Source organism: Rahnella sp. CG8, from assembly GCF_023701875.1.
GTDB classification, from domain to species: domain Bacteria; phylum Pseudomonadota; class Gammaproteobacteria; order Enterobacterales; family Enterobacteriaceae; genus Rahnella; species Rahnella aceris.
Map to the genome: position 1 here is coordinate 1 of NZ_JABAED010000018.1, position 20586 is coordinate 20586.

At 52.2% G+C, this 20586-nt stretch carries 16 protein-coding genes and 1 pseudogene; 13 read left to right on the plus strand and 4 right to left on the minus strand.

Features of this window, described 5'->3' with window-relative positions; all coding sequences use genetic code 11:
* Both HGO41_RS25935 and HGO41_RS16805 read right to left on the minus strand, forming a co-directional pair.
* Window positions 1–89 (minus strand): annotated as a pseudogene (locus HGO41_RS25935) (Rhs element Vgr protein); the annotation flags it as partial.
* Between the two features lie 245 nt (window positions 90–334).
* Complete coding sequence (locus HGO41_RS16805; RefSeq protein WP_013576041.1) at window positions 335–526, minus strand: hypothetical protein; 192 nt, start codon at window positions 524–526, stop codon at window positions 335–337.
* A 426-nt stretch (window positions 527–952) separates the two neighbouring features.
* Between HGO41_RS16805 and HGO41_RS16810 the strand changes: the two genes are divergently transcribed.
* The 4 genes from HGO41_RS16810 to HGO41_RS16825 all read left to right on the plus strand — a co-directional run bounded on the left by HGO41_RS16810 (window position 953) and on the right by HGO41_RS16825 (window position 7687).
* Window positions 953–2239, plus strand: a complete 1287-nt coding sequence (locus tag HGO41_RS16810) for an HlyD family secretion protein (RefSeq protein ID WP_250981243.1) — start codon at window positions 953–955, stop codon at window positions 2237–2239.
* Entirely contained in the window at window positions 2226–4325 is a 2100-nt protein-coding gene (locus HGO41_RS16815; protein ID WP_013576039.1) for a peptidase domain-containing ABC transporter, read from the plus strand. Before HGO41_RS16810 ends, HGO41_RS16815 begins: the two co-directional genes overlap by 14 nt.
* A 215-nt stretch (window positions 4326–4540) precedes the next feature.
* Entirely contained in the window at window positions 4541–5515 is a 975-nt protein-coding gene (gene hemB / locus HGO41_RS16820) for a porphobilinogen synthase (protein WP_013576038.1), read from the plus strand.
* Between the two features lie 342 nt (window positions 5516–5857).
* Window positions 5858–7687 carry a methyl-accepting chemotaxis protein gene (locus HGO41_RS16825; protein WP_112197133.1) on the plus strand — a complete coding sequence of 610 codons (1830 nt, stop codon included), beginning with the start codon at window positions 5858–5860 and terminating at the stop codon, window positions 7685–7687.
* A gap of 126 nt (window positions 7688–7813) precedes the next feature.
* Here HGO41_RS16825 and HGO41_RS16830 read toward each other — a convergent pair whose 3' ends face one another.
* Window positions 7814–8029 carry a YgdI/YgdR family lipoprotein gene (locus HGO41_RS16830; RefSeq protein WP_013576036.1) on the minus strand — a complete coding sequence of 72 codons (216 nt, stop codon included), beginning with the start codon at window positions 8027–8029 and terminating at the stop codon, window positions 7814–7816.
* 415 nt (window positions 8030–8444) lie between these two features.
* On the opposite strand from HGO41_RS16830, the gene HGO41_RS16835 reads away from it, so the two are divergent.
* The 9 genes from HGO41_RS16835 to HGO41_RS16875 all read left to right on the plus strand — a co-directional run bounded on the left by HGO41_RS16835 (window position 8445) and on the right by HGO41_RS16875 (window position 19198).
* Window positions 8445–9569: a branched-chain amino acid ABC transporter substrate-binding protein gene (locus HGO41_RS16835; RefSeq protein ID WP_112152190.1), complete on the plus strand. Its 1125-nt coding sequence runs from the start codon at window positions 8445–8447 to the stop codon at window positions 9567–9569.
* Between the two features lie 189 nt (window positions 9570–9758).
* Window positions 9759–10673 (plus strand): ABC transporter permease subunit, encoded by a 915-nt coding sequence (locus HGO41_RS16840; protein ID WP_013576034.1) that lies wholly within the window; start codon window positions 9759–9761, stop codon window positions 10671–10673.
* A 13-nt stretch (window positions 10674–10686) separates the two neighbouring features.
* On the plus strand, window positions 10687–11973 hold the full coding sequence (livM, locus tag HGO41_RS16845; RefSeq protein ID WP_250981268.1) for a high-affinity branched-chain amino acid ABC transporter permease LivM: 1287 nt from the start codon (window positions 10687–10689) through the stop codon (window positions 11971–11973).
* A complete protein-coding gene (locus HGO41_RS16850; RefSeq protein ID WP_013576032.1) occupies window positions 11970–12863 on the plus strand; it encodes an ABC transporter ATP-binding protein in 894 nt (297 codons plus the stop codon). The genes livM and HGO41_RS16850 overlap by 4 nt, the downstream gene beginning before the upstream one ends.
* Window positions 12860–13576 carry an ABC transporter ATP-binding protein gene (locus HGO41_RS16855; RefSeq protein WP_015690111.1) on the plus strand — a complete coding sequence of 239 codons (717 nt, stop codon included), beginning with the start codon at window positions 12860–12862 and terminating at the stop codon, window positions 13574–13576. Before HGO41_RS16850 ends, HGO41_RS16855 begins: the two co-directional genes overlap by 4 nt.
* Before the next feature lie 419 nt (window positions 13577–13995).
* Window positions 13996–16302 carry a phosphatidylglycerol--membrane-oligosaccharide glycerophosphotransferase gene (gene opgB / locus HGO41_RS16860; protein ID WP_013576030.1) on the plus strand — a complete coding sequence of 769 codons (2307 nt, stop codon included), beginning with the start codon at window positions 13996–13998 and terminating at the stop codon, window positions 16300–16302.
* A 250-nt stretch (window positions 16303–16552) separates the two neighbouring features.
* On the plus strand, window positions 16553–17395 hold the full coding sequence (locus tag HGO41_RS16865) for a MetQ/NlpA family ABC transporter substrate-binding protein (protein WP_013576029.1): 843 nt from the start codon (window positions 16553–16555) through the stop codon (window positions 17393–17395).
* A gap of 11 nt (window positions 17396–17406) precedes the next feature.
* Window positions 17407–18561, plus strand: a complete 1155-nt coding sequence (locus HGO41_RS16870; RefSeq protein WP_112152192.1) for a methionine ABC transporter ATP-binding protein — start codon at window positions 17407–17409, stop codon at window positions 18559–18561.
* Window positions 18542–19198 (plus strand): methionine ABC transporter permease, encoded by a 657-nt coding sequence (locus HGO41_RS16875; RefSeq protein WP_013576027.1) that lies wholly within the window; start codon window positions 18542–18544, stop codon window positions 19196–19198. The genes HGO41_RS16870 and HGO41_RS16875 overlap by 20 nt, the downstream gene beginning before the upstream one ends.
* Window positions 19199–19234: 36 nt before the next feature.
* Here the strand turns inward: HGO41_RS16875 and HGO41_RS16880 are convergent, their stop codons facing one another.
* Window positions 19235–20548 (minus strand): NAD(P)/FAD-dependent oxidoreductase, encoded by a 1314-nt coding sequence (locus tag HGO41_RS16880; RefSeq protein ID WP_121020118.1) that lies wholly within the window; start codon window positions 20546–20548, stop codon window positions 19235–19237.
* Window positions 20549–20586: the final 38 nt, after the last annotated feature.

The window sequence follows — 20586 nt, forward strand, 5'->3', positions numbered from 1 at the left end:
CTGAGCTGTTCCTCGCCGCGAAAGTTCAGCACGTCCAGACTGTAAGGGCTGTTCCAGATATCAAGTGAGTAGCGGGAAAGTGTGTCCATTCCGGTCCCTGGTTGGCATGTGAAAAGCATCCTGCTTTTCGGAGTGTGAGGAGACTGTATTCACATGGTGAAATTGTGGGAATAGAGTTTACTCAGAAATTTGGCTTCGTATAGTGATATTGATTCGAGAGTCTGAACAATATTTTAGGGAATAAAAAAAGCCCCCGCGTGTGAGCAGGGGCTTGTATTACTCTGACTAAGTTGCTTATAAATTAACTTTCGGTACAACAAAAGCTGTTTATAAACTAGGTTGTCAGATAGTTCTGTGCTTTAGCAAGACCATCGGAAATTTGTGAATACGCCTTGTTCACCGCATTACTGGTGTCACTCACCGCGTCCTGACCAAAGTTTGATAGGCGATCGGCAACCTTATTAACATCTTCCGACCAACCCGCACCATTAACCATTTCAATATCATGTTCTGTTAATTGTTTCATCTTAGGCCTTCCTTTTAATCTGTTAAAGCAAGTCCCCTTAAATAACGGGGGCGATGAAAACATTGAGTAAGTCTATGGAGATAATTTCTACGCAATGTCTTCACAGGGATTAAGCCTAGAGTACTGCGGACGGAATTTGACTAGGAATAATCTCCTATGTGAATTTAGATATGTAACTCATTGTTTGAAATCATTATTAAGATATTTTTAAATCTGAATAATTAATGCAATGTGCAAAAAATAATCGAACCAGAGGTCAGGTGGTTATTTTTTATAAGACATTGAAATTAATATTACTGCGCAATTATCCCTGCGTGGTAATAACTTCAACCGGTGTTTCAGAGTAATCGCGGTGGCAGCGTGATTATGTGCTGCTATCTTTCAAAGATTCTGTTTTTACAGCCGGTTTTTCTGGAACACTTAAATATGCTCTTTCGTAAAGAGGTAAATGAACATCAGCAAAGTCACTGGGCGGGTAAGGCTTTATTGCTCGCCGGCTGGCCTTTATGGATCATCACGACACTCACGGCCCTCTTCCTGTTTGCTTTACTGGTATTCCTGATCTTCGCTAACTACACACGTCGCATCAACGTCAGCGGTGAAATCATTACTCAGCCGCACAGCATTAATTTATTCAGCCCTGAGCAGGGCGTGGTCACCAAATTGTATGTCGATACCGGTAAACCCGTAAAAAAAGGCCAGCCTTTATATGAAATCGACGTCAGCCGCGTGACGCAGGCGGGGAATGTCAGTACCACCACGCTCGCCGCTATTAAAAAGCAGCGCGAGCAAATCGATTCCATTATTGCCCAGCTGGAACACAATAAGCAGGAAACCCTGCAAAACCTGCAACAGCAACTCGATCAGTATCAGAAGGCGCATGAAGTCTCACAAAGCATGGTGGATTCGGCGCAGGAAGGGCTGGATGCCATGAAAAAGAGCATGCAGAACTACGGGGCATATCAGAAGAAGGGCCTGATCAATACTGACCAGCTGAATAATCAGCGCTACCTGTTTTACCAGCAGCAGACATCGTTCCAGAGCCTGAACACCCAGGCGATTCAGGAAGCATTACAAATCACCAATCTGCGCAGCGAACTGGTCACCCGCGCCGCCGAGTTTGATAACCAGATTTCGCAGTACGGCTACCAGCGTAACGACCTCGAACGCCAGCTGGCGCAGGCCGATGCCAAAGGCTCATTGCTGATCACCGCGCCGACCTCCGGCAAAATCTCTTCGCTGAGCGTCACGCCCGGACAGATGGTCAACGCCGGTGACAGCCTCGCGCAACTTGTACCGGCCAGTAATTCCCCGTTCTTTCTCGTTGCCTGGCTGCCTAATGAAAGCGTGCCTTACGTGAAAGCCGGCGAGCACATCAATATTCGGTACGAAGCCTATCCGTTTGAAAAATATGGCCAATTCCCCGGCAAGGTGGAATCGATTTCCTCTGCGCCGGTTTCCGAACAGGAGCTGAATTCTTACGCCAGCGCGCCGAGAACGGCCAATGGCACGATCAGCGGGCCGTATTACAAAGTGATTGTTTCACTGGATAAAAAAGCCATGAACTGGCACGGCGAAACGCTGAATTTATCCAGCGGCATGAAAGCCGAGTCGACGTTATTCCTGGAGAAAAGGCCGCTGTATCAGTGGATGTTGTCTCCGTATTACAGCATGAAGAAAAGCGTGGTGGGGCCAATCAATGAATCTCGATAACGTACGGGAGCTGGCTGACCGCCTGCACTTTAGCTGGCGCCACCGGGTGCCGCAGATTATTCAAACCGAGGCCGCCGAGTGCGGACTGGCCAGTCTGGCAATGGTGTTTGGCTATCACGGCAAACACGTCGACTTGCAAAGCCTGCGTCAGCGCTATGGGATATCTTCACGGGGCGCGACGCTGCGCACGCTGATGGATATCGCGGCAGCGAATGAGATGAAATCCCGCGCGTTAAAGCTGGATATCGATGAGCTGAACGCGCTGAAAACGCCGTGTATTTTGCACTGGGATCTCAATCATTTCGTGGTGCTGGTTGGCGTTAAACAGGGCAAAGTGATTATTCACGATCCGGCCTTTGGCCGCCGTTCGCTTGGCATGCGCGAGGTGTCCGAGCATTTCACTGGCGTGGCACTCGAGCTGTGGCCGGACAACGGTTTTACCTCGGAGAAACCGCGCGTACGGCTGGATCTGCGCAAAATGATGGGCAATGTCAGCGGCCTTATTCCGGCGCTGACCAAAATCTTCTGCCTCTCGCTGATGATCGAATCGGTCAACCTGCTGCTGCCGGTCGGAATGCAACTGGTAATGGACCATGTGATCCCGGCGAAAGACCCGGATTTACTGACCCTGATTTGCCTCGGGTTGCTGTTCTTCATCATTTTCCGCACCGGCGTCAGCATGTTACGCGCCTGGACATCGCTGGTGATGAGTACGCTGATTGATGTGCAATGGAAAGCGCGGCTGTTCGATCATCTGATGAAACTGCCGCTCGATTATTTTGAGAAACGCAAACTCGGGGATATTCAGTCGCGTTTTACTTCCCTCGATACGCTGCGCACCACGCTGACCACCAACGTGGTCAACAGTATTATCGACGGCATTATGTCGGTCGGGTTAATCGTGATGATGGTGCTGTATGGCGGCTGGCTGATTTGGGTGATTCTTGGCTTCACGGCGATTTATGTCATCTTCCGCCTGACGACGTATAACGCTTACCGCCAGGTTTCCGAGGAGCAAATCGTTAAAGGTGCGCGTGCCGGTTCGCACTTTATGGAAACGCTCTACGGCATCAGTACGCTGAAAGCACTGGGTTTATCGAAAGCCCGCGCTAATTTCTGGCTCAATCTGAACATTGATAACGCCAATGCGACGGTGCGCAAAACCAGGTTTGAGATGATGTTTACCGGCGGCAACACGCTGATCGCCACACTCGATCAGGTCGCGCTGCTGTGGCTGGGGGCGACGCAGGTGATTGACGGCCATATGACGCTGGGGATGTTTGTGGCCTTCAACACCTACCGCGGGCAGTTCTCCGAACGTGCTGCCAGTCTGCTGAATATGGTGTTGCAACTGCGGATGCTTTCCCTGCACCGCGACCGTATCGCGGATATCGCGCTGACCGGCACCGAGAAATCACTGCCGGAACGTGAGTTGCTGCGGGCGGGCGAGGCAGCGTCGCTGGAGGTGCGGGATCTGGTGTTTCAGTACGACAGCCTTTCCGCACCGCTGATCAACGGGCTAAACCTGTCGGTGGCGGCGGGCGAAAGTGTGGCGATCACCGGGCCGTCGGGGCAGGGTAAAACCACGCTGATGAAGATCATGACCGGTTTGCTGACGCCCACCGAAGGCCGCATTCTGATTAACGGTATGGATATCACCACCGCCGGACTGAACAATTACCGCAGTTGCATCGCCTGTGTGTTACAGGATGACACGTTGTTCGCCGGATCTATCGCCGAGAACATTGCCAGTTTTGATGAGCAGAAAGACGAAGCGCGTATTATTGATTGCGCCCGCCGTTGTAACATCCATGACGATATCGAACGGATGCCGATGGGCTATGAAACGCTGATCAGCGAACTGGGCGGCAGTTTGTCCGGCGGGCAGAAACAGCGTTTGCTGATTGCCCGCGCACTGTACCGCCGTCCGGCGATACTGTTCCTCGACGAGGCCACCAGCCATTTGGATCTGGACAATGAAATGCGCATCAATCAGGCGATCAGCGAACTGGACATTACGCGGATATTTATCGCCCACCGTCCGTCTACGATTGCCTCAGCAGATCGCGAGATCAAGCTCGGTTAAATCCTTCCTTCAGGCGATCCCTGTTCCGGGATCGCCTTTCCAAAATTGCGGCCTCTGTTACATCTCCTCACGGAAAGTTCATCATTTGTTTAAAAGTTATTATAAAATGCGGGCTTCATCGTCTGACGGCGCTGCATCGCCTCCTGCCGTCTGAACTGTCTGTGCTCCTGTTTCTAAAAAATATCAGCGCAACAGATTAATTTTTAGGAGTTTTCATGTCGAATCAGTTCCCGAGCTCACGCCTTCGCCGCCTGAGACAGTCCGAATCCCTGCGCACTCTTTTTCAGGAAACTGAATTTAGCGTCAACGATCTGGTACTGCCGATTTTCGTAGAAGAAGAGACCTCTGAATACGTACCCATCGAAGCCATGCCGGGTGTGTTGCGCATCCCTGAATCCCGCCTGGCATTTGAAATCGAACGTTACGCCCGCGCCGGTATCCGCTCTGTCATGACGTTCGGTATTTCGCATCACATGGATGCCACCGGCAGCGATACCTGGAACGAAAACGGTCTGGTCGCGCGTATGGCGCGTATCTGTAAAGACACCGTGCCTGAAATGATTGTCATGTCCGACACCTGTTTCTGCGAATACACCTCACACGGCCATTGCGGTGTGTTGCACGACCACGGCGTGGATAACGACGCAACCCTGGTCAACCTCGGTAAACAGGCTGTCGTGGCGGCGGCTGCTGGTGCAGATTTCATCGCGCCATCCGCCGCGCAGGACGGTCAGGTGCAGGCCATCCGCAGTGCGCTGGATGAAGCCGGATTTATCGATACCTCAATCATGGCGTATTCCACCAAGTTTGCATCTTCCCTGTACGGGCCTTTCCGCGAAGCGGGCGGCAGTGTACTGAAAGGCAACCGCAAGCAATATCAGATGAACCCGATGAACCGCCGCGAAGCCGTGCGTGAATCGTTGCTGGACGAGCAGGAAGGCGCCGATGCGCTGATGGTGAAACCGGCCGGTGCGTATCTGGACGTGATCCGCGATATCCGCGAAGCCTCCCGTCTGCCACTGGCGGCGTATCAGGTCAGCGGTGAATACGCGATGATCAAATTTGCTGCACAAGCCGGTGCTATTGATGAGCGTGCCGTCGTACGTGAAAGCCTGGGCGCGATTAAACGTGCTGGCGCAGATATTATCCTGACTTACTTCGCGATGGATATTGCCGAAAACGGGCTGTAATTTTTGTTCTCGCTGCAAACCAAAACCGGGCTTCCGCCCGGTTTTTTTATGTCCTCGCGTCGGAAGCTGATACTGCGCGATGTATGTTCAGATAACGTCTTTAATATTTAAGAATAGCAGAAAATTAAAATAATGCTTTTTTATAGAGAATTACCTCACCATTAATAGGGTGTAATTAATAAAAAAGTATTCATACAAAGAATAAGGTTTTATAGCGGTTAAATTACTGACTTTTGTAACTTAATAAACTGAGTTTTTTATTAACTAATTTTTATAGCCTGCCGATACCCCATGTGCTTCACATACAATTGTATTTATAAAAATAATGGAGAGCCATGCGCTATGAAAATATTTATGTCATATTTTGAAAATCTAAAAGTCGGGAAAAAATTAGCATTAGGTTTCGGACTTATCTTATTGCTGAGCATTGCAGTTGCTTTATGTGGTATTAAAAATCTGAATGATATTTCCATTCGAGCTGAGAAAATAAGCCAGCTTAAAGTGATAACTGACCAGTTTGCTATGGCGAAAGCTGAAAGACTGGAATATGTGAAAACGCACGATGAAAAATACATCACAATGAATGAGGTGAACTTACAGCAGGTTGATAAAAAAATTGAAAGTCTCAGGTTGCTTCGTTGGGATACAGAGCACCTGAAGATGCTTAATGAAATGTCAGAGGTCATGAAGACGTATCGTGACAAGCGTGCTCAAACGGTCCGCGAGACCCAACAACGTGATCTTGTTGTCAGTAGTTTTGTGCTGACACGCGAAGAATCTGAGATTAACAGTCTGGCTCAGTCCTATGCACGAGATCCCGCACGTGCTGTCACCGCGATCGCGTTAGGGGATATCGTCAGACACATTGATGGGGTGGCGACACGTGTAAAACTCCTCCAGTTTGAGAATACTGAGGAATCCCTTCAGGCTTTAACAGGTTTTATGAATGAATCGATTCAGCAAATGGATGCCGTCAAATCCCAGTTAAATCCGGCTGATGTCAGCATACTTGAAGAAATTGAACGCTCAGTCTCGGCCAAAAAGGCGAGTGCCGGAAACTACCTCCAATCCTATATTGCTGAGCAGGAAGTGACTCAGTTGCTTGCGAAAGCAGGCGGCAAGCTGACTACCCTGAGTGACAATATATTTGAATCGGAGCTGAGCGCGGCGCATGACGATATCAGAAATGCAGTTATATGGATGACTTCACTCCTGGTAGCAGCAGTCTTATTAAGTATTGGCATTGCACTGATTATTTCCCGCCAAATTGTGAAGCCTCTGGCTGACACGCTTGACGTCGCCAGACAGATAGCGCGCGGTGATTTAAGAGCCCATCTCAATACCACGCGTCGTGATGAGCTGGGAGAACTGATGCAAGCTGTAGATGAGATGAACACCGATCTCCGCCGTATCATCGGGGATATTCGTACCGGTGTGACGCAGGTGAGCCATGCCTCCGCAGAAATTGCGGCAGGTAATAATGATTTATCCGCACGCACTGAGGAACAGGCTGCTGCGCTTGAAGAAACGGCAGCCAGCATGGAGCAGTTAACTGCGACGGTTAAACAGAACGTGGACAATATTCATCATACCAGCCGCCTGGCGGGCAGTACTTCAGAAACGGCGAATAAAGGCGGGCAACTCGTCTCTCATGTGGTGAAAACTATGAATGAAATTACTGCAAGCTCAGCAAAAATTGCTGAGATTACGACGGTAATTAATAGCATCGCTTTTCAGACCAATATTCTGGCTCTCAATGCGGCTGTTGAAGCGGCGCGTGCTGGCGAACAGGGGCGGGGATTTGCTGTTGTGGCAAGCGAAGTGAGAAGCCTTGCGCAGAGAAGCGCTCAGGCTGCAAAAGAAATAGAAGGTTTAATTGGTGAATCGGTAGAGCGAATTAATGCAGGGTCAGATCTGGTAGAACAGGCGGGGACTACCATGCATGACATTGTGACCAAAGTCGCTAATGTTACCGAAATACTGAATGAAATTACTCAGGCATCGGATGAACAGAACAGGGGAATATCTCAGGTAGGGCAGGCAATAGTGGAAATGGACAGCGTGACTCAACAAAATGCGGCCCTGGTGGAAGAGTCTTCTGCTGCCGCCAATGCGCTGCGAGATCAGGCACAAAATCTTGCTGCGTCTGTTTCACGTTTTATTACTGAGTAATCTGATTTTCAAAACAGTCGTGATATTGCGTGCCGTTTGTGCACCACATAGCATGACTGTTTTGTTAAGCCGACCATGTGTGTCATCGGCCAGGTTTTGAGATAAATGCAATTCCCATCCGTAACCCTACTTCTTCACAATGCCCGCAATATCATTGGTGTTCATCAGATGATAATCGCCATTCATGTCGGTGTAGCTGGTCATGCCGGTATTGCGGTCACGATCCGGTTCGCCGTGGGCGAAAAACTGGTCGCCGGATTTGGTGTTAATCACATAATCGCTGGCGCAGCCAGTTAACGACAGAGCCAGAACCACAGCCGTCAGGCAGGATAATTTCTTCATTGTTCAGTAGTTTCCCGTTGCAATCATCTGCCCATATTACAAAACAACCCGCCGCAAGAAGCAAAGAATAAAAATGTCACCCGGCGTAAGCGTGCGTGCAAAACCGTGCTTGTGCACCAGCGCGGTGCGATGTGATCCCGTCGTTGTTTCTGTCAGTTGCCCATAACGCTCTCCCGTCGCTATCTATACTCACATAACCCGTCACATTCTCAGAGGTTGAGTAACAATGGCAGATATTTTGCTTATGTTTTTTTACCTTTGATGTTTTCACCCCCGGAGATAAGCGGGAAACCCTCAGTCTTAAGGCTTAAGCGTTAAATTTCAGATTTTCTGATTACGACTTCGTGTTGGTGTTTTTGCTACATGCGTTTTCCATAACCCGTTTTGCATAAACTCTGTCCTAAGGATCATGATGATGTCGATGAAATTTATTAAAAGTCCTCTTTCTTTGTTGCTGGCAGGCTGTCTGGTCACTGCGTTTACCGCGCGTGCGGATATCGTGATTGGCGTCGCTGGCCCGTTCACCGGCCCGAATGCCACCTATGGCGATCAGTACTGGCATGGTGCCACCCAGGCCGCTGAAGACATTAATGCCGCTGGCGGAATCAACGGCGAGAAAATCAAACTGGTGCAGGGCGATGATGCCTGCGAACCGAAACAGGCCGTTGCAGTCGCTAACCGTCTTGTTGATCAGGATAAAGTGCAGGCGGTGGTCGGGCATTTTTGTTCATCTTCTACCATGCCCGCATCTGAGGTGTACAACGATGCCGGAATTATCGCCATCACGCCGGGATCCACTAACCCGCAAATCACCGAACGCGGCATGAGTGATATGTTCCGCATGTGCGGACGTGACGACCAGCAGGGGCAGGTTGCCAGTGATTACATCATCGACAAGCTGAAAGCCAAAAAAGTGGTCATCATCCACGACAAAGACACCTACGGGCAGGGGCTGGCGGATGCCACCAAAGCGGCGCTTAACAAGCGTGGCGTGAAAGAAGTGATGTATGAAGGGTTATCGCGCGGCGAAAAAGACTTCAACGCGCTGGTCACCAAAATCAGTGCGCAGAAACCGGACGTGGTGTTCTTCGGCGGTTGCCATCCTGAAGCCGGTCCGCTGGTACGCCAGATGCGTGAGCAGGGCGTGCAGGCCACGTTCTTCTCCGGCGACTGTATCGTCAACGAAGAAATGGTCACCGCCGCAGGCGGCCCGCAATATACCAACGGGATTCTGATGACCTTCGGCAAAGACCCGCGTCTGATCCCGGAAGGCAAAGTCGTTATCGATAAATTCCGCGCCAGCAAGTTCGAGCCGGAAGGCTACACCCTTTACTCCTATGCCTCCGTGCAGGCGATCGCCGCCGCCTTCAAAGCCACCGGCGGCAGTGATTCCGCCAAAGCCAGCGCCTGGCTTAAAGCCAACAGCGTCGATACCGTCATGGGCAAAAAAGCCTGGGACAGTAAAGGCGACCTGAAAGTCTCTGATTACGTGGTTTATAAATGGGACGACAAAGGCAAATATCAGGAAGTTAAGGAATAAAGCACTCTTATTTGCCATTTTGAACCCGGGCAGTGCTCACTCTTTATGAAAGAACTGGCTCACGTACTTAATGTACGCTCCGGCTCTTGTGCGCTGGCCGGGTCCAAACTGGCTGCAACGATAACGCTTTATTAGCTTTAATGAATGCGCCCTTAGCCAGGCGCGGTCACAAAAAGAGACTGCGTATTTATGGATTCATTCTTCCTGCAACAACTGTTTAATGGCATTACGCTCGGTGCTGTCTACGGTCTCATTGCCATCGGCTACACCATGGTTTACGGCATTATCGGCATGATCAACTTTGCGCACGGCGAAGTGTATATGATTTCGGCTTACCTCTGTGCCATCGCGCTGGCGCTGCTTTCCTTCTTCGGGCTTCACTCTTTTCCGCTACTGATCCTGGGCACGCTGGTGTTCACCATCGTGGTCACCGGCGTGTATGGCTGGGCGATTGAACGCATTGCCTATAAGCCGCTGCGTAATTCGACCCGTCTTGCACCGCTGATTTCTGCTATCGGCATGTCACTTATCTTACAAAATTACGCGCAAATCAGTCAGGGGCCGCGACAGCAGGGCATTCCGACCATGCTGGATGGCGCATTCCGTTTTCATATCGGCGAAAGTTTTGTCCAGATGACCTACACCAAAATTTTCATTCTGGTGGCGTCGCTGGCTGGCATGCTGGTTTTATCGTGGATTATCAGTAATACCAAACTTGGTCGTATGTGTCGTGCGGTGCAGCAGGACAGAAAAATGGCTTCCATTCTGGGTATTAACACTGACCGCATTATCTCGCTGGTCTTCATGATTGGCGCAGCGATGGCCGGACTGGCCGGGGTTCTGGTGACCATGAACTACGGCACGTTTGATTTCTACGCCGGTTTCATCATCGGCATCAAAGCTTTTACCGCGGCGGTACTCGGCGGCATTGGTTCATTACCCGGCGCGATGCTGGGCGGGCTGATCCTGGGGATTGCCGAAGCGCAGTTCTCGGGCATGGTGAATTCCGATTACAAAGATGTGTTCTCCTTTGGATTGCTGGTGGTGATCCTCATTTTCCGCCCTCAGGGCCTGCTGGGCCGTCCGGTCGTGACGAAAGTGTGAGGGAAATAAAATGATGTCACAAACTGCTGTGAACAGCGGATTTTCATTTAAACGCTGTCTGCTGGATGCCATTTTTGCCGGGCTGGTGGCGCTGATTATTTTCGGGCCGGTGGTCGGTGTGGTGCTCGATGGTTACAGCTTTAACTTTCATAGCCAGAGGCTGGTCTGGATCATTGCTGCGGTGATGACGGGCCGCTTCCTGCTCAGTGCATTTTTAGAAACCACAGGCGGGCAGAAAATGCGTGCGCGTTTCGAATCCGACAGCGCGGGCGTCTATGTCCGGTCGCCGGATTATAAAAGTCATCTGCGCTGGGTTATTCCGCTGCTGATTGTGCTGGCCATTTTCTTCCCGTTCGTCGCCACCAAATACATTCTGACGGTCGCCATTCTGGGACTGATTTATGTGTTGCTCGGCCTCGGGCTGAATATCGTGGTCGGACTGGCCGGTTTGCTCGATCTGGGGTATGTGGCGTTTTACGCCATCGGGGCTTACGGGCTGGCGCTGGGGTATCAGTATCTCGGCCTCGGCTTCTGGTCGATGCTGCCGCTGGCGGCGGTGATGGCCGCGCTGGCGGGTGCGTTGCTGGGTTTCCCGGTGCTGCGTATGCACGGCGACTATCTGGCGATCGTGACGTTAGGTTTCGGTGAAATCATCCGGCTGGTGCTGACCAACTGGTTGTCGTTTACCGGCGGCCCGAACGGTGTTTCCGCGCCTCCGCCCACCTTTTTCGGGCTGGAGTTTGGCCGGCGGGCAAAAGAGGGCGGCGTGCCGTTCCACGAGTTTTTCCATCTGACCTATAACCCGAATATGAAATTTATCTTCATCTATGCTGTGCTGGTTCTGGTGGTGTTGCTGGTGTTGTTTATCAAACACCGGCTGACCCGCATGCCGATTGGCCGCGCGTGGGAAGCGCTGCGTGAGGATGAGATTGCCTGCCGCGCGATGGGGCTGAATCATGTGCTGGTCAAGCTGTCTGCCTTTACCCTCGGGGCTTCCACGGCCGGAATTGCGGGCGTGTTTTTCGCCACGTATCAGGGCTTCGTTAATCCGACGTCTTTCACCTTTTTCGAATCTGCACTGATTCTCGCTATTGTGGTTTTGGGCGGTATGGGCTCAACCATCGGCGTGGTGCTGGCGGCATTTGTGCTGACCGTCGCGCCGGAACTGTTGCGCAGCTTTGCCGAATATCGCGTATTGCTGTTCGGCGTTTTAATGGTGGTGATGATGATCTGGCGGCCACGCGGGTTGATCCGCATCAGCCGCAGCGGGTTTGCCGTGCGTAAAGGAGTCGCGCCATGAGCGAAGCGTTAGCGGATAACAACATCCTGAGTGTCGAGCATTTGCGCATGCATTTCGGCGGCATTAAGGCGCTGAACGATGTGAATCTTGCGGTGAAACGCGGATCGATTACCGCGCTGATCGGCCCGAACGGCGCAGGAAAAACCACGGTATTTAATTGCCTGACAGGTTTTTATAAAGCGTCCGGCGGCAATATTTTGCTCAATACGCGCCGCCGGACGACCAATGTAATCCAGGTGCTCGGGCAGAAATTTCAGCCTGATGACTGGATAAAACCAGCGCAACTGGGCAAACGTATTTTCTACAAAATGTTCGGCGGTACACACCTGGTTAACCGCGCCGGGCTGGCGCGTACCTTTCAGAATATCCGGCTGTTTCGTGAAATGTCGGTGGTTGAAAATCTGCTGGTCGCTCAGCACATGCAAACCAACCGCAACCTGATTGCCGGTGTGCTCAATACGCCGGGTTATCGCCGTGCGGAAAATCAGGCGCTGGACCGCGCATTTTACTGGCTGGAAGTGGTGGAACTGGTGGATTGTGCCAACCGGCTGGCAGGGGAAATGTCTTACGGTCAGCAGCGCCGGCTGGAAATCGCCCGTGCGATGTGTACCGCGCCGGAAATGATTTGCCTGGACGAACCGGCAGCCGGTCTGAATCCGGTTGAAACACGTACGCTGAGCAAAATTATCCGCTTCCTGCGCGATCATCACGACATCACCGTGCTGCTGATCGAACATGATATGGGCATGGTGATGGACATTTCCGACCACATTATCGTGCTCGACCACGGCGATGTGATTGCCGAAGGAATACCGCAGGCTATTCAGAACGATGAGAAAGTCATTGCCGCGTATCTGGGTGCTGATGAAGACGACGAGGTCAGCTTATGAGCGACGCGATGCTGGAATTTCGTGATGTGAATGTGTATTACGGGGCGATTCAGGCATTACAGCAGGTCTCTTTGCAGGTGCATGAGGGGGAAACGGTGGCGTTGATTGGTGCTAACGGTGCCGGGAAATCAACGCTGCTGATGTCGATATTCGGTCAGCCACGTATACAGAGCGGGCAGATCCTGTTTCGCGGGGAAGATATCAGCCGCAAATCGACACACTTTGTGGCTTCGGCTGGCATAGCGCAATCGCCGGAAGGGCGACGTGTTTTTCCGGATATGACCGTGGAAGAAAACCTGCTGATGGGCACCATTCCCGTCGGGAATAAACACGCGGCAGAAGATCTGCACACCATGTTTGAGTTATTCCCGCGCCTGAAGGAACGCCGTAAACAACGGGCGATGACCATGTCCGGTGGTGAACAGCAAATGCTGGCGATTGCCCGTGCGCTGATGAGTCGCCCGAAGCTGTTACTGCTCGATGAACCGAGTCTTGGGCTGGCGCCTATTATCGTTAAACAGATTTTCCAGACCTTGCGCGAACTGGCAAAAAACGGCATGACTATCTTTCTGGTGGAGCAAAATGCGCATCATGCGCTCAGGCTTTCTGACCGGGGTTATGTGATGGTCAACGGACAAATTCGGCTTAGCGGTTCAGGCGAAGAACTTTTACATAATCAGGAGGTGCGGAAAGCTTATCTCGGAGGAATCTGATTTTTCATCTTCAATGCCCGCGATACCCCGTATTGCGGGCCTTCCCGCCAACTTTTTTCCGCATTTTCAACCTGCCTCCACATTTCGCCCACAGTATTCCGCTATCATGCAATTCTTACAGAAAGGTGACCGGAAAGTTAATTTTCTGAGGTATCATGCGGAATTAGCTGTCATGAATTTGTAAAACGTCAGTTTTTTTGGGCACATCAGTGGCCTGAAGCCGTGTTAAGGCGTTGACCCACCAGGATCAACAGGCTATATAGCGCTATCCGTTTTTGGCATGAATTTTCCTGTCTCAGGGATGAAGTAAGTGAATGACAAACGGGTCATTCGCTCGATGAGTTGAACCGTCGGCGCTGCTCGTAAAACAGCAGAAATGGGTCGTAGAGTTTATTGTTTAAATCAGACAGGGTGCTGAAATGGCTTCTGAGATAATTTCCTTCGTATTATTTCTTTCTTCTATTTTTCTCTACGTCACGCGGGCGTCGGCCAGCCGTGTCTGGTTTTCACTGGTGCTGTTTTTCCTCGGGCTTTACGTCATTCTTAACGTCATCCTGATCGGCAGCAATTATTTCACCGGTGAAGGCATCACGGACGCGGTGTTATATACCGTCACCAGTAGCCTGAAAGGGGCGGGGCTCAATAAATATATCCTGCCATTTATCGGTTTACTGGCAGGGCTTGTCAGCGTATTCGCTTTGCTGGCGTGGGGGCTGAAGCAGCGTCGTGCCAAAAACAGCAGCGCGGTCTACAGTGCGCTGGCCGTGGTGCTGGCGGTCTTTTCTGTCGGTTCCACACAGGCATTCCAGAACATCTCGCGTCTGGTCAAAACGCAAATCTCAGGCAGCGGTGCAGATTTTAGTACCTATTACAAAGTGCCCGAAAAAGCCATTAAAGGCGCGAAAAAGCCTAACCTGGTTTATATCTACGGCGAGAGTCTGGAACGCACGTATTTTGATGACAAAGTCTTCCCCGGCCTGACCACCGAATTAAACCGCCATAAAGCGCAGAGTACCGATTTCACAAACACCAAACAGTTGCCGGGCACTGGCTATACCATCGCAGGTATGGTGGCTTCTCAGTGTGGGATCCCGCTGTTTGCGCCGTTTGATGGTAATGCCTCCAGTGCACTGGCGACTTTCTACCCTGAAAACGTCTGTCTTGGCGATGTGCTCAAAGGTGCAGGTTATACCAACTATTTCTATCAGGGCGCTGAACTGGCTTTCGCAGGCAAAGGGACCTTCCTGAAATCCCATGGTTTCGACCATCTTTATGGTTACAACGAATTGCGTCCGACTGTCGCGGACCCGTCTTATAAAAATGACTGGGGCTGGTATGACGACACCTTGCTGGATGAGGTGTACAAAAAATTCGTGACGCTGAGTCAGGAAGGTAAGCCGTTCTCACTGTTCACGCTGACCGTTGATACGCATCATCCGGACGGCTTTATTTCCCGCGGCTGTACCCGCAAGGAATATAAAGTGAACGGTAAAGCCAACCAGTCACTGAGCGCCGTGTCCTGCAGTCAGGAACTGATTGCCGCATTTATCGATAAGATTAAAAAGTCCGGTTATTTCGATAACACCATCATTGTGGTGTCTTCCGATCATCTGGCGATGAACAACACGGCTTACAACATTCTGACCAAACAGAACCGTAAAGACCTGTTCTTCGTACTCGACGGGCGTCATCCGGCAGGGGAGCTGAACGGTGCGAAACGCAGCACCCTGGATAATGGCGCGACCGTACTGGATATGATGGGCGGCGACAACTACATCGGTCTTGGACGCAGCGGTGTTTCTGCGACATCGATGACTGCGCAGTTCCTCAATATTGATGACAAAGTGAATGCCTGGAAACCGGCGGTCATCAAACAGTGGGGCTTCCCGAACAGCATCAAAGACTATGCGGTGAATACCAAAGACAGCACTTTCACCTTCTCCGGCATGACCATCAAAACGCCGTTTATTCTGAAGGTCACGGCAGACAAAATTGAGCCGATGTTTGATGTCTATCTGTCCACGCCGCTGAAAAAACAACTGGCCGGACTGGCGACCAGCGATAACTTTGTCTGGGTTGATAAATGCTACGAAATGGGACGCGTCTGGGCACCAGAGTTGTCGCTCAATACCGGCCTGTGCGTTGCATCGGGGAACCTCGGGGCGAAGCCGACGATCGTGCAGATCACCGGTGATACCTTCAAAGGTAAAGTGGACTTCGTGAAAGACACCTCGGGCAGCAATGCGATTTATCAGCAAACCCTGAAGACGCTGAACATTGATGATTCCGCCACCACTTATCAGTCGAAAGCCATCGCTTTTATGGTGCCGGGATTGCCGGAGCAGGTAAAAGCGATTACCGGTGTTTCAGCCGTTGAAAACTGGGGACGCTGGTCAGATGCCAATCTGGCACCGTCGGTGAAAATTGATTACGTTAAACCGCTGCCCGCCACCTTTGATGTGGTGATCCGCGCACGGGCTTACGGCAATAACATCGATAAGCCGGTTTCCGTCCGTGTCGGGGATCAGGAGCAGTTTGTCACCTTCGGCGATAAAGACGGTATCGTGAAAGTACAGTTCACCAATCCGGGAGCGGAGCAAAGTATCGTCATCACGCCGCCGGAACCGACCGAACCCACTGAAGGCACCAGCGGCGGCTTCCAGCCTCGTAAACTGGGCATCGGCATGGTTTCTCTTGAAGTTCAGCCGGTGGATCCGCAGTCTTAATCCGCTGTTTGCCCGAAATGTTAAAAACCCGCTCCGGCGGGTTTTTTATTGGAAGCAAATTGGGGAAATGGCAATTGAAATAACACTTAGCATTTTTATCGCTTTACTATCCCATTTCGGTTATTCATTTCAAGAATAACTATCATTAAAACAATATTATAAAGAAATAAGCCGATGGGTATACTCGCCAAATTCCTGCACGGAAACACAGCCCGGAGCAGGCATCTCATCACACTTTTGGGGATAGCGTATGCGCAAGACATTCAACAAAACAAAGACCCGTATTCACCGTGCTGTTTTACTGGCCGCAACCTCGGCAGTGATCATTTCCGGCAGCGTGCTGGCGCCGCTGAGTGCGGCACAGGCCGCCGATAAAACCACGGTTAAGGTCGGAATTATCAGCGGGGAGGACGAAGATGTCTGGCGTGAAGTGGTCAGACAGGCCGCAGCAAAAGGTCTGACGGTAAAACCGGTGATTTTCAACGATTACAACCAGCCAAATGAAGCCCTGCAAAACGGCGAAGTGGATGCCAATGCCTTCCAGCATCAGCCTTTCCTCGATAACCAGATCAAAGTGAATCACTACAACATCGTGCGCGTGGGTGATACCGCTGTGTGGCCAATCGGGTTGTACTCTAAAAAAGTAAAATCTGCCGACCAGCTGAAAGAAGGGGCGGTGATTGGCGTGCCGAATGACCCGGCGAACGAAGCGCGCGGGCTGATCCTGCTTCAGCAATCTGGCGTGATCAAACTCAAACCGGGCGCCGGTATTTTCGCCACTACGGCGGATATCACTGAGAACCCGCGCCACGTCACCATTAAAGAGCTGGATTCCGGCATTATCGGCCGCTCCGTGCCGGATCTGGATGCTGCGATTGTGAACACCGACTGGGCGCTGAAAAGTGGCCTGACGCCTGCGGATCGTATCGCGCAGGAACCGGTAAAGAATAATCCTTACAACAACTTCATCGCGGTGAAAACTGAAAATGTGAATGCGCCGTGGGTGAAAACGCTGGTCAGTTCTTACCAGAACGAGGCTGTCAAACAGGTGTTTGATAAGGTCTATAAAGGCACCGGCGTGACGGCCTGGTAAGGATGTAAAGCATGACGATCATCTCTGAAACCGGTGCGCAGTTCACGGCGACGTCTTCAGAAAAAGCCCCTCCACGCCCGGCTAACGCCGGGCAGTTTGCCGGTGGCACTCTGAAAACGCATCAGGATGAGGTGCATGACGTCGTGCGCCTTGACCATGTAAGCCGTCAGTTCGGCACAATTCAGGCGCTGAAAGATGTCTCGCTGACGGTCCGGCGGGGCGAAATCCTGGGCATTATTGGCCGCAGCGGTGCGGGGAAATCCACCCTGATCCGCTGCCTGAACGGACTGGAACAGCCGGACAGCGGCGTGATTGAAATCGAAGGCCATGCCATCACCGGCCTGAGCGAGAAAGCCTTGCAGTCAGTGCGCAGCCGCGTGGGGATGGTGTTCCAGCATTTCAATTTGCTGTCGGCCAAAACGGTTGAGCAGAATGTCGCGCTGCCATTGAAAATCGCCGGATATAACAAGGCACGGCGTCAGGCGCGTGTCGCCGAACTGCTGGCGTTGGTCGGGCTGGAAGATAAGGCAAAGAACTATCCGGCGGCGTTGTCCGGCGGTCAGAAACAGCGCGTCGGTATTGCCCGTGCGCTGGCAGCCAGTCCGGCACTTCTACTTTGCGATGAAGCGACATCGGCGCTCGATCCTGAAACCACGCGTTCGATTCTGGCGCTGCTGCAATCCCTCAATCAGAAACTCGGCATCACCATTTTGCTGATCACCCATGAGATGGAGGTGATTAAAAAAATCGCGCATCGCGTGGCGGTGATTAATGGCGGTGAAATTATCGAAGAGGGGCCGGTGTGGCAGGTGTTTGCGCATCCGCAGTCCGCGCTGACCCGTACGCTGTTACAGGGATTATTGCCGCAACTGCCGGAAGCGCTGGCTGAACGGTTGTCGCCGGTACGTCAGGGCGAGGCCATTTACAGCGTCCAGTATGCGGAGCAGGGGCGGCAGGGCGAAATACTCACTCAAATGGCGACGGCATTACCGGGCAAATTCCGGCTGATCCAGGGCGGCGTGGATCATATTCAGCATTATGCCGTTGTGCGTTTCTTCTTCTCAGTGCCGGTAAACGATACGGCATCTGAGCAGGTTGTTTTAGACTGGCTGCGACAGCACCAGGCCACCGTGGAGCTGACAGGTTATGTCTCCGGTAATGATTGATTTACTGATTAACGCCGTCGAAGAAACGTTACTGATGACGGCAATTTCCGGCCTGTTCTCGCTGATCGCGGGTTTGCCTCTGGGCCTGATTCTGGTGATGAGCAGTCCCGGCGGCATTGCCGAAAATCGCTGGGTTAACCGCTCGCTCGGGCTGGTGATCAACGGTTTCCGTTCTCTGCCATTTATCATTTTGCTGGTGGCGCTGATCCCGGTAACCCGTTTTCTGGTGGGCACATCGCTCGGCACCTGGGCGGCGATTGTTCCGCTGTCGATTACCGCCACGCCGTATTTCGCCCGCGTGGCAGAAGTCTCGCTGCGCGACGTGGATCGCGGACTGACTGACGCCGTTCGCGCGATGGGTGCCAGTAAACTGCGTATTGTCTGGGACGTGCTGATCCCGGAAGCGCTGCCCGGTATTTTGTCCGGATTTGTGGTCACGCTGGTGGCGTTGATTGGCGCATCGGCGATGGCGGGCGCTATCGGCGCAGGCGGACTGGGTGATCTGGCAATCCGTTACGGTTATCAGCGTTTCGAAACGGTGGTGATGATAGAAGTGATCGTCGTGTTGATTGTGATGGTTTGCGGCATTCAGTGGCTGGGCGATCGTATCGTGGCGCGCGTCGATAAACGTCATTAAAAAGCCGGTTATGCGGCGACCGGCTATGTTCAGTCTCTACAACTCGCTGCGTGAACGCCAGCGTTCACGGGCCATAAATCCTTTCACTCCGACATCCAGGAACGGGCGCGGCGGCAGATAACTGGCGCGTCCGATGCCCTGCATATCGGCCAGCAACGGATTGTCCTCTCCCAGCGCATGTTCCGCCAGCAACCGCCCGAACGCACTCTGCTTGGAACTGCCGGAACCATTACATCCCGCTGACGAATACACGTTCGGCGCAATATTCCCCCATACCGGCGCGCCGTTGCGCGTAATGCTGATCAGCCCCGACCAGGTGTACGCCATATTGACGTCCTGTAACTGCGGATAAATACGGGCAAATAATGCCTGATGGCGGCGGGCATGACGGCCGGTTTCTACCGCACGGGTCACCAGACCTGGCGTAAAGTTGACGTGCTCACGGATCAGGAAGCGATGGTCAGAGGTATAGCGCAACGTCGCACCCGCCAGTGCATTCACCGGCGTCGAGCCCCACGGCGCAATATCACCGATAAGCTGACGTTGTGCGGGTGACAGCGGTTCAGTCAGTGTTGCAAACGTCGACATCGCGAAGACGTTGCCTTTGAACAGCGGTAACCCGCGTGCTGCTCCATTGATCGCCAGCATCAGTTTACCGGCACGCACTTCGCCGTGCGGCGTTTCTGCATGAATAGTGCCCTGAGTGTCAATCTGCAACGCAGGCGAGTTGGCATAAACCGTGACGTTTGCCGGCAACGTGGCCACCAGCCCGCTGATCAGCGCCGCCGGATTCACCAGAATACAGTTGGGCGTGTACACCGCGCTGCGGTAAAAACCGGTGCCCAAACGCTGGCGGAGTGCGGCTCTGTCCAGCAGCTCAAAGCTTTCGCCGAGCGTGGTGAGTTCCTGCTGATAATGCGCGATTTCACCGTCAAACTGCGCACTCACGGCGCAATGGTATTTGCCTGAATTCAGCCAGTCACACGCAATATCATGCTGATCGACGGTCTCTTTCAGATGATGCAACCCGTACTGTAAAAGACGCCGGTACGCATTGGCGTGTTCCAGCTCAGCCGATGTGCTGCCGACGGTATGCGGTAAATCAATCACAAAACCCGAATTACGGGCCGAAGCGTTATCGGCCACGTCGAGCGCCTCGAGTACCACAACATGCTCATGCGGGCGAAGCTCGGCAATACGACGGGCAAATGCCAGCCCGGCAAAGCCTGCACCAATCACCAGCCAGTCTGCCGTGACTTTTCCACGTAAAGCCGGATGGCGGGGAGTATCACCCCGCAGCGCCGCCCAGCCGTTAATATTTTGATCAAGAGGTAAATGTTTAATTTTCATTGTCTGTCAGGTGGTTATCCCGGGTGCAATGATCCTAA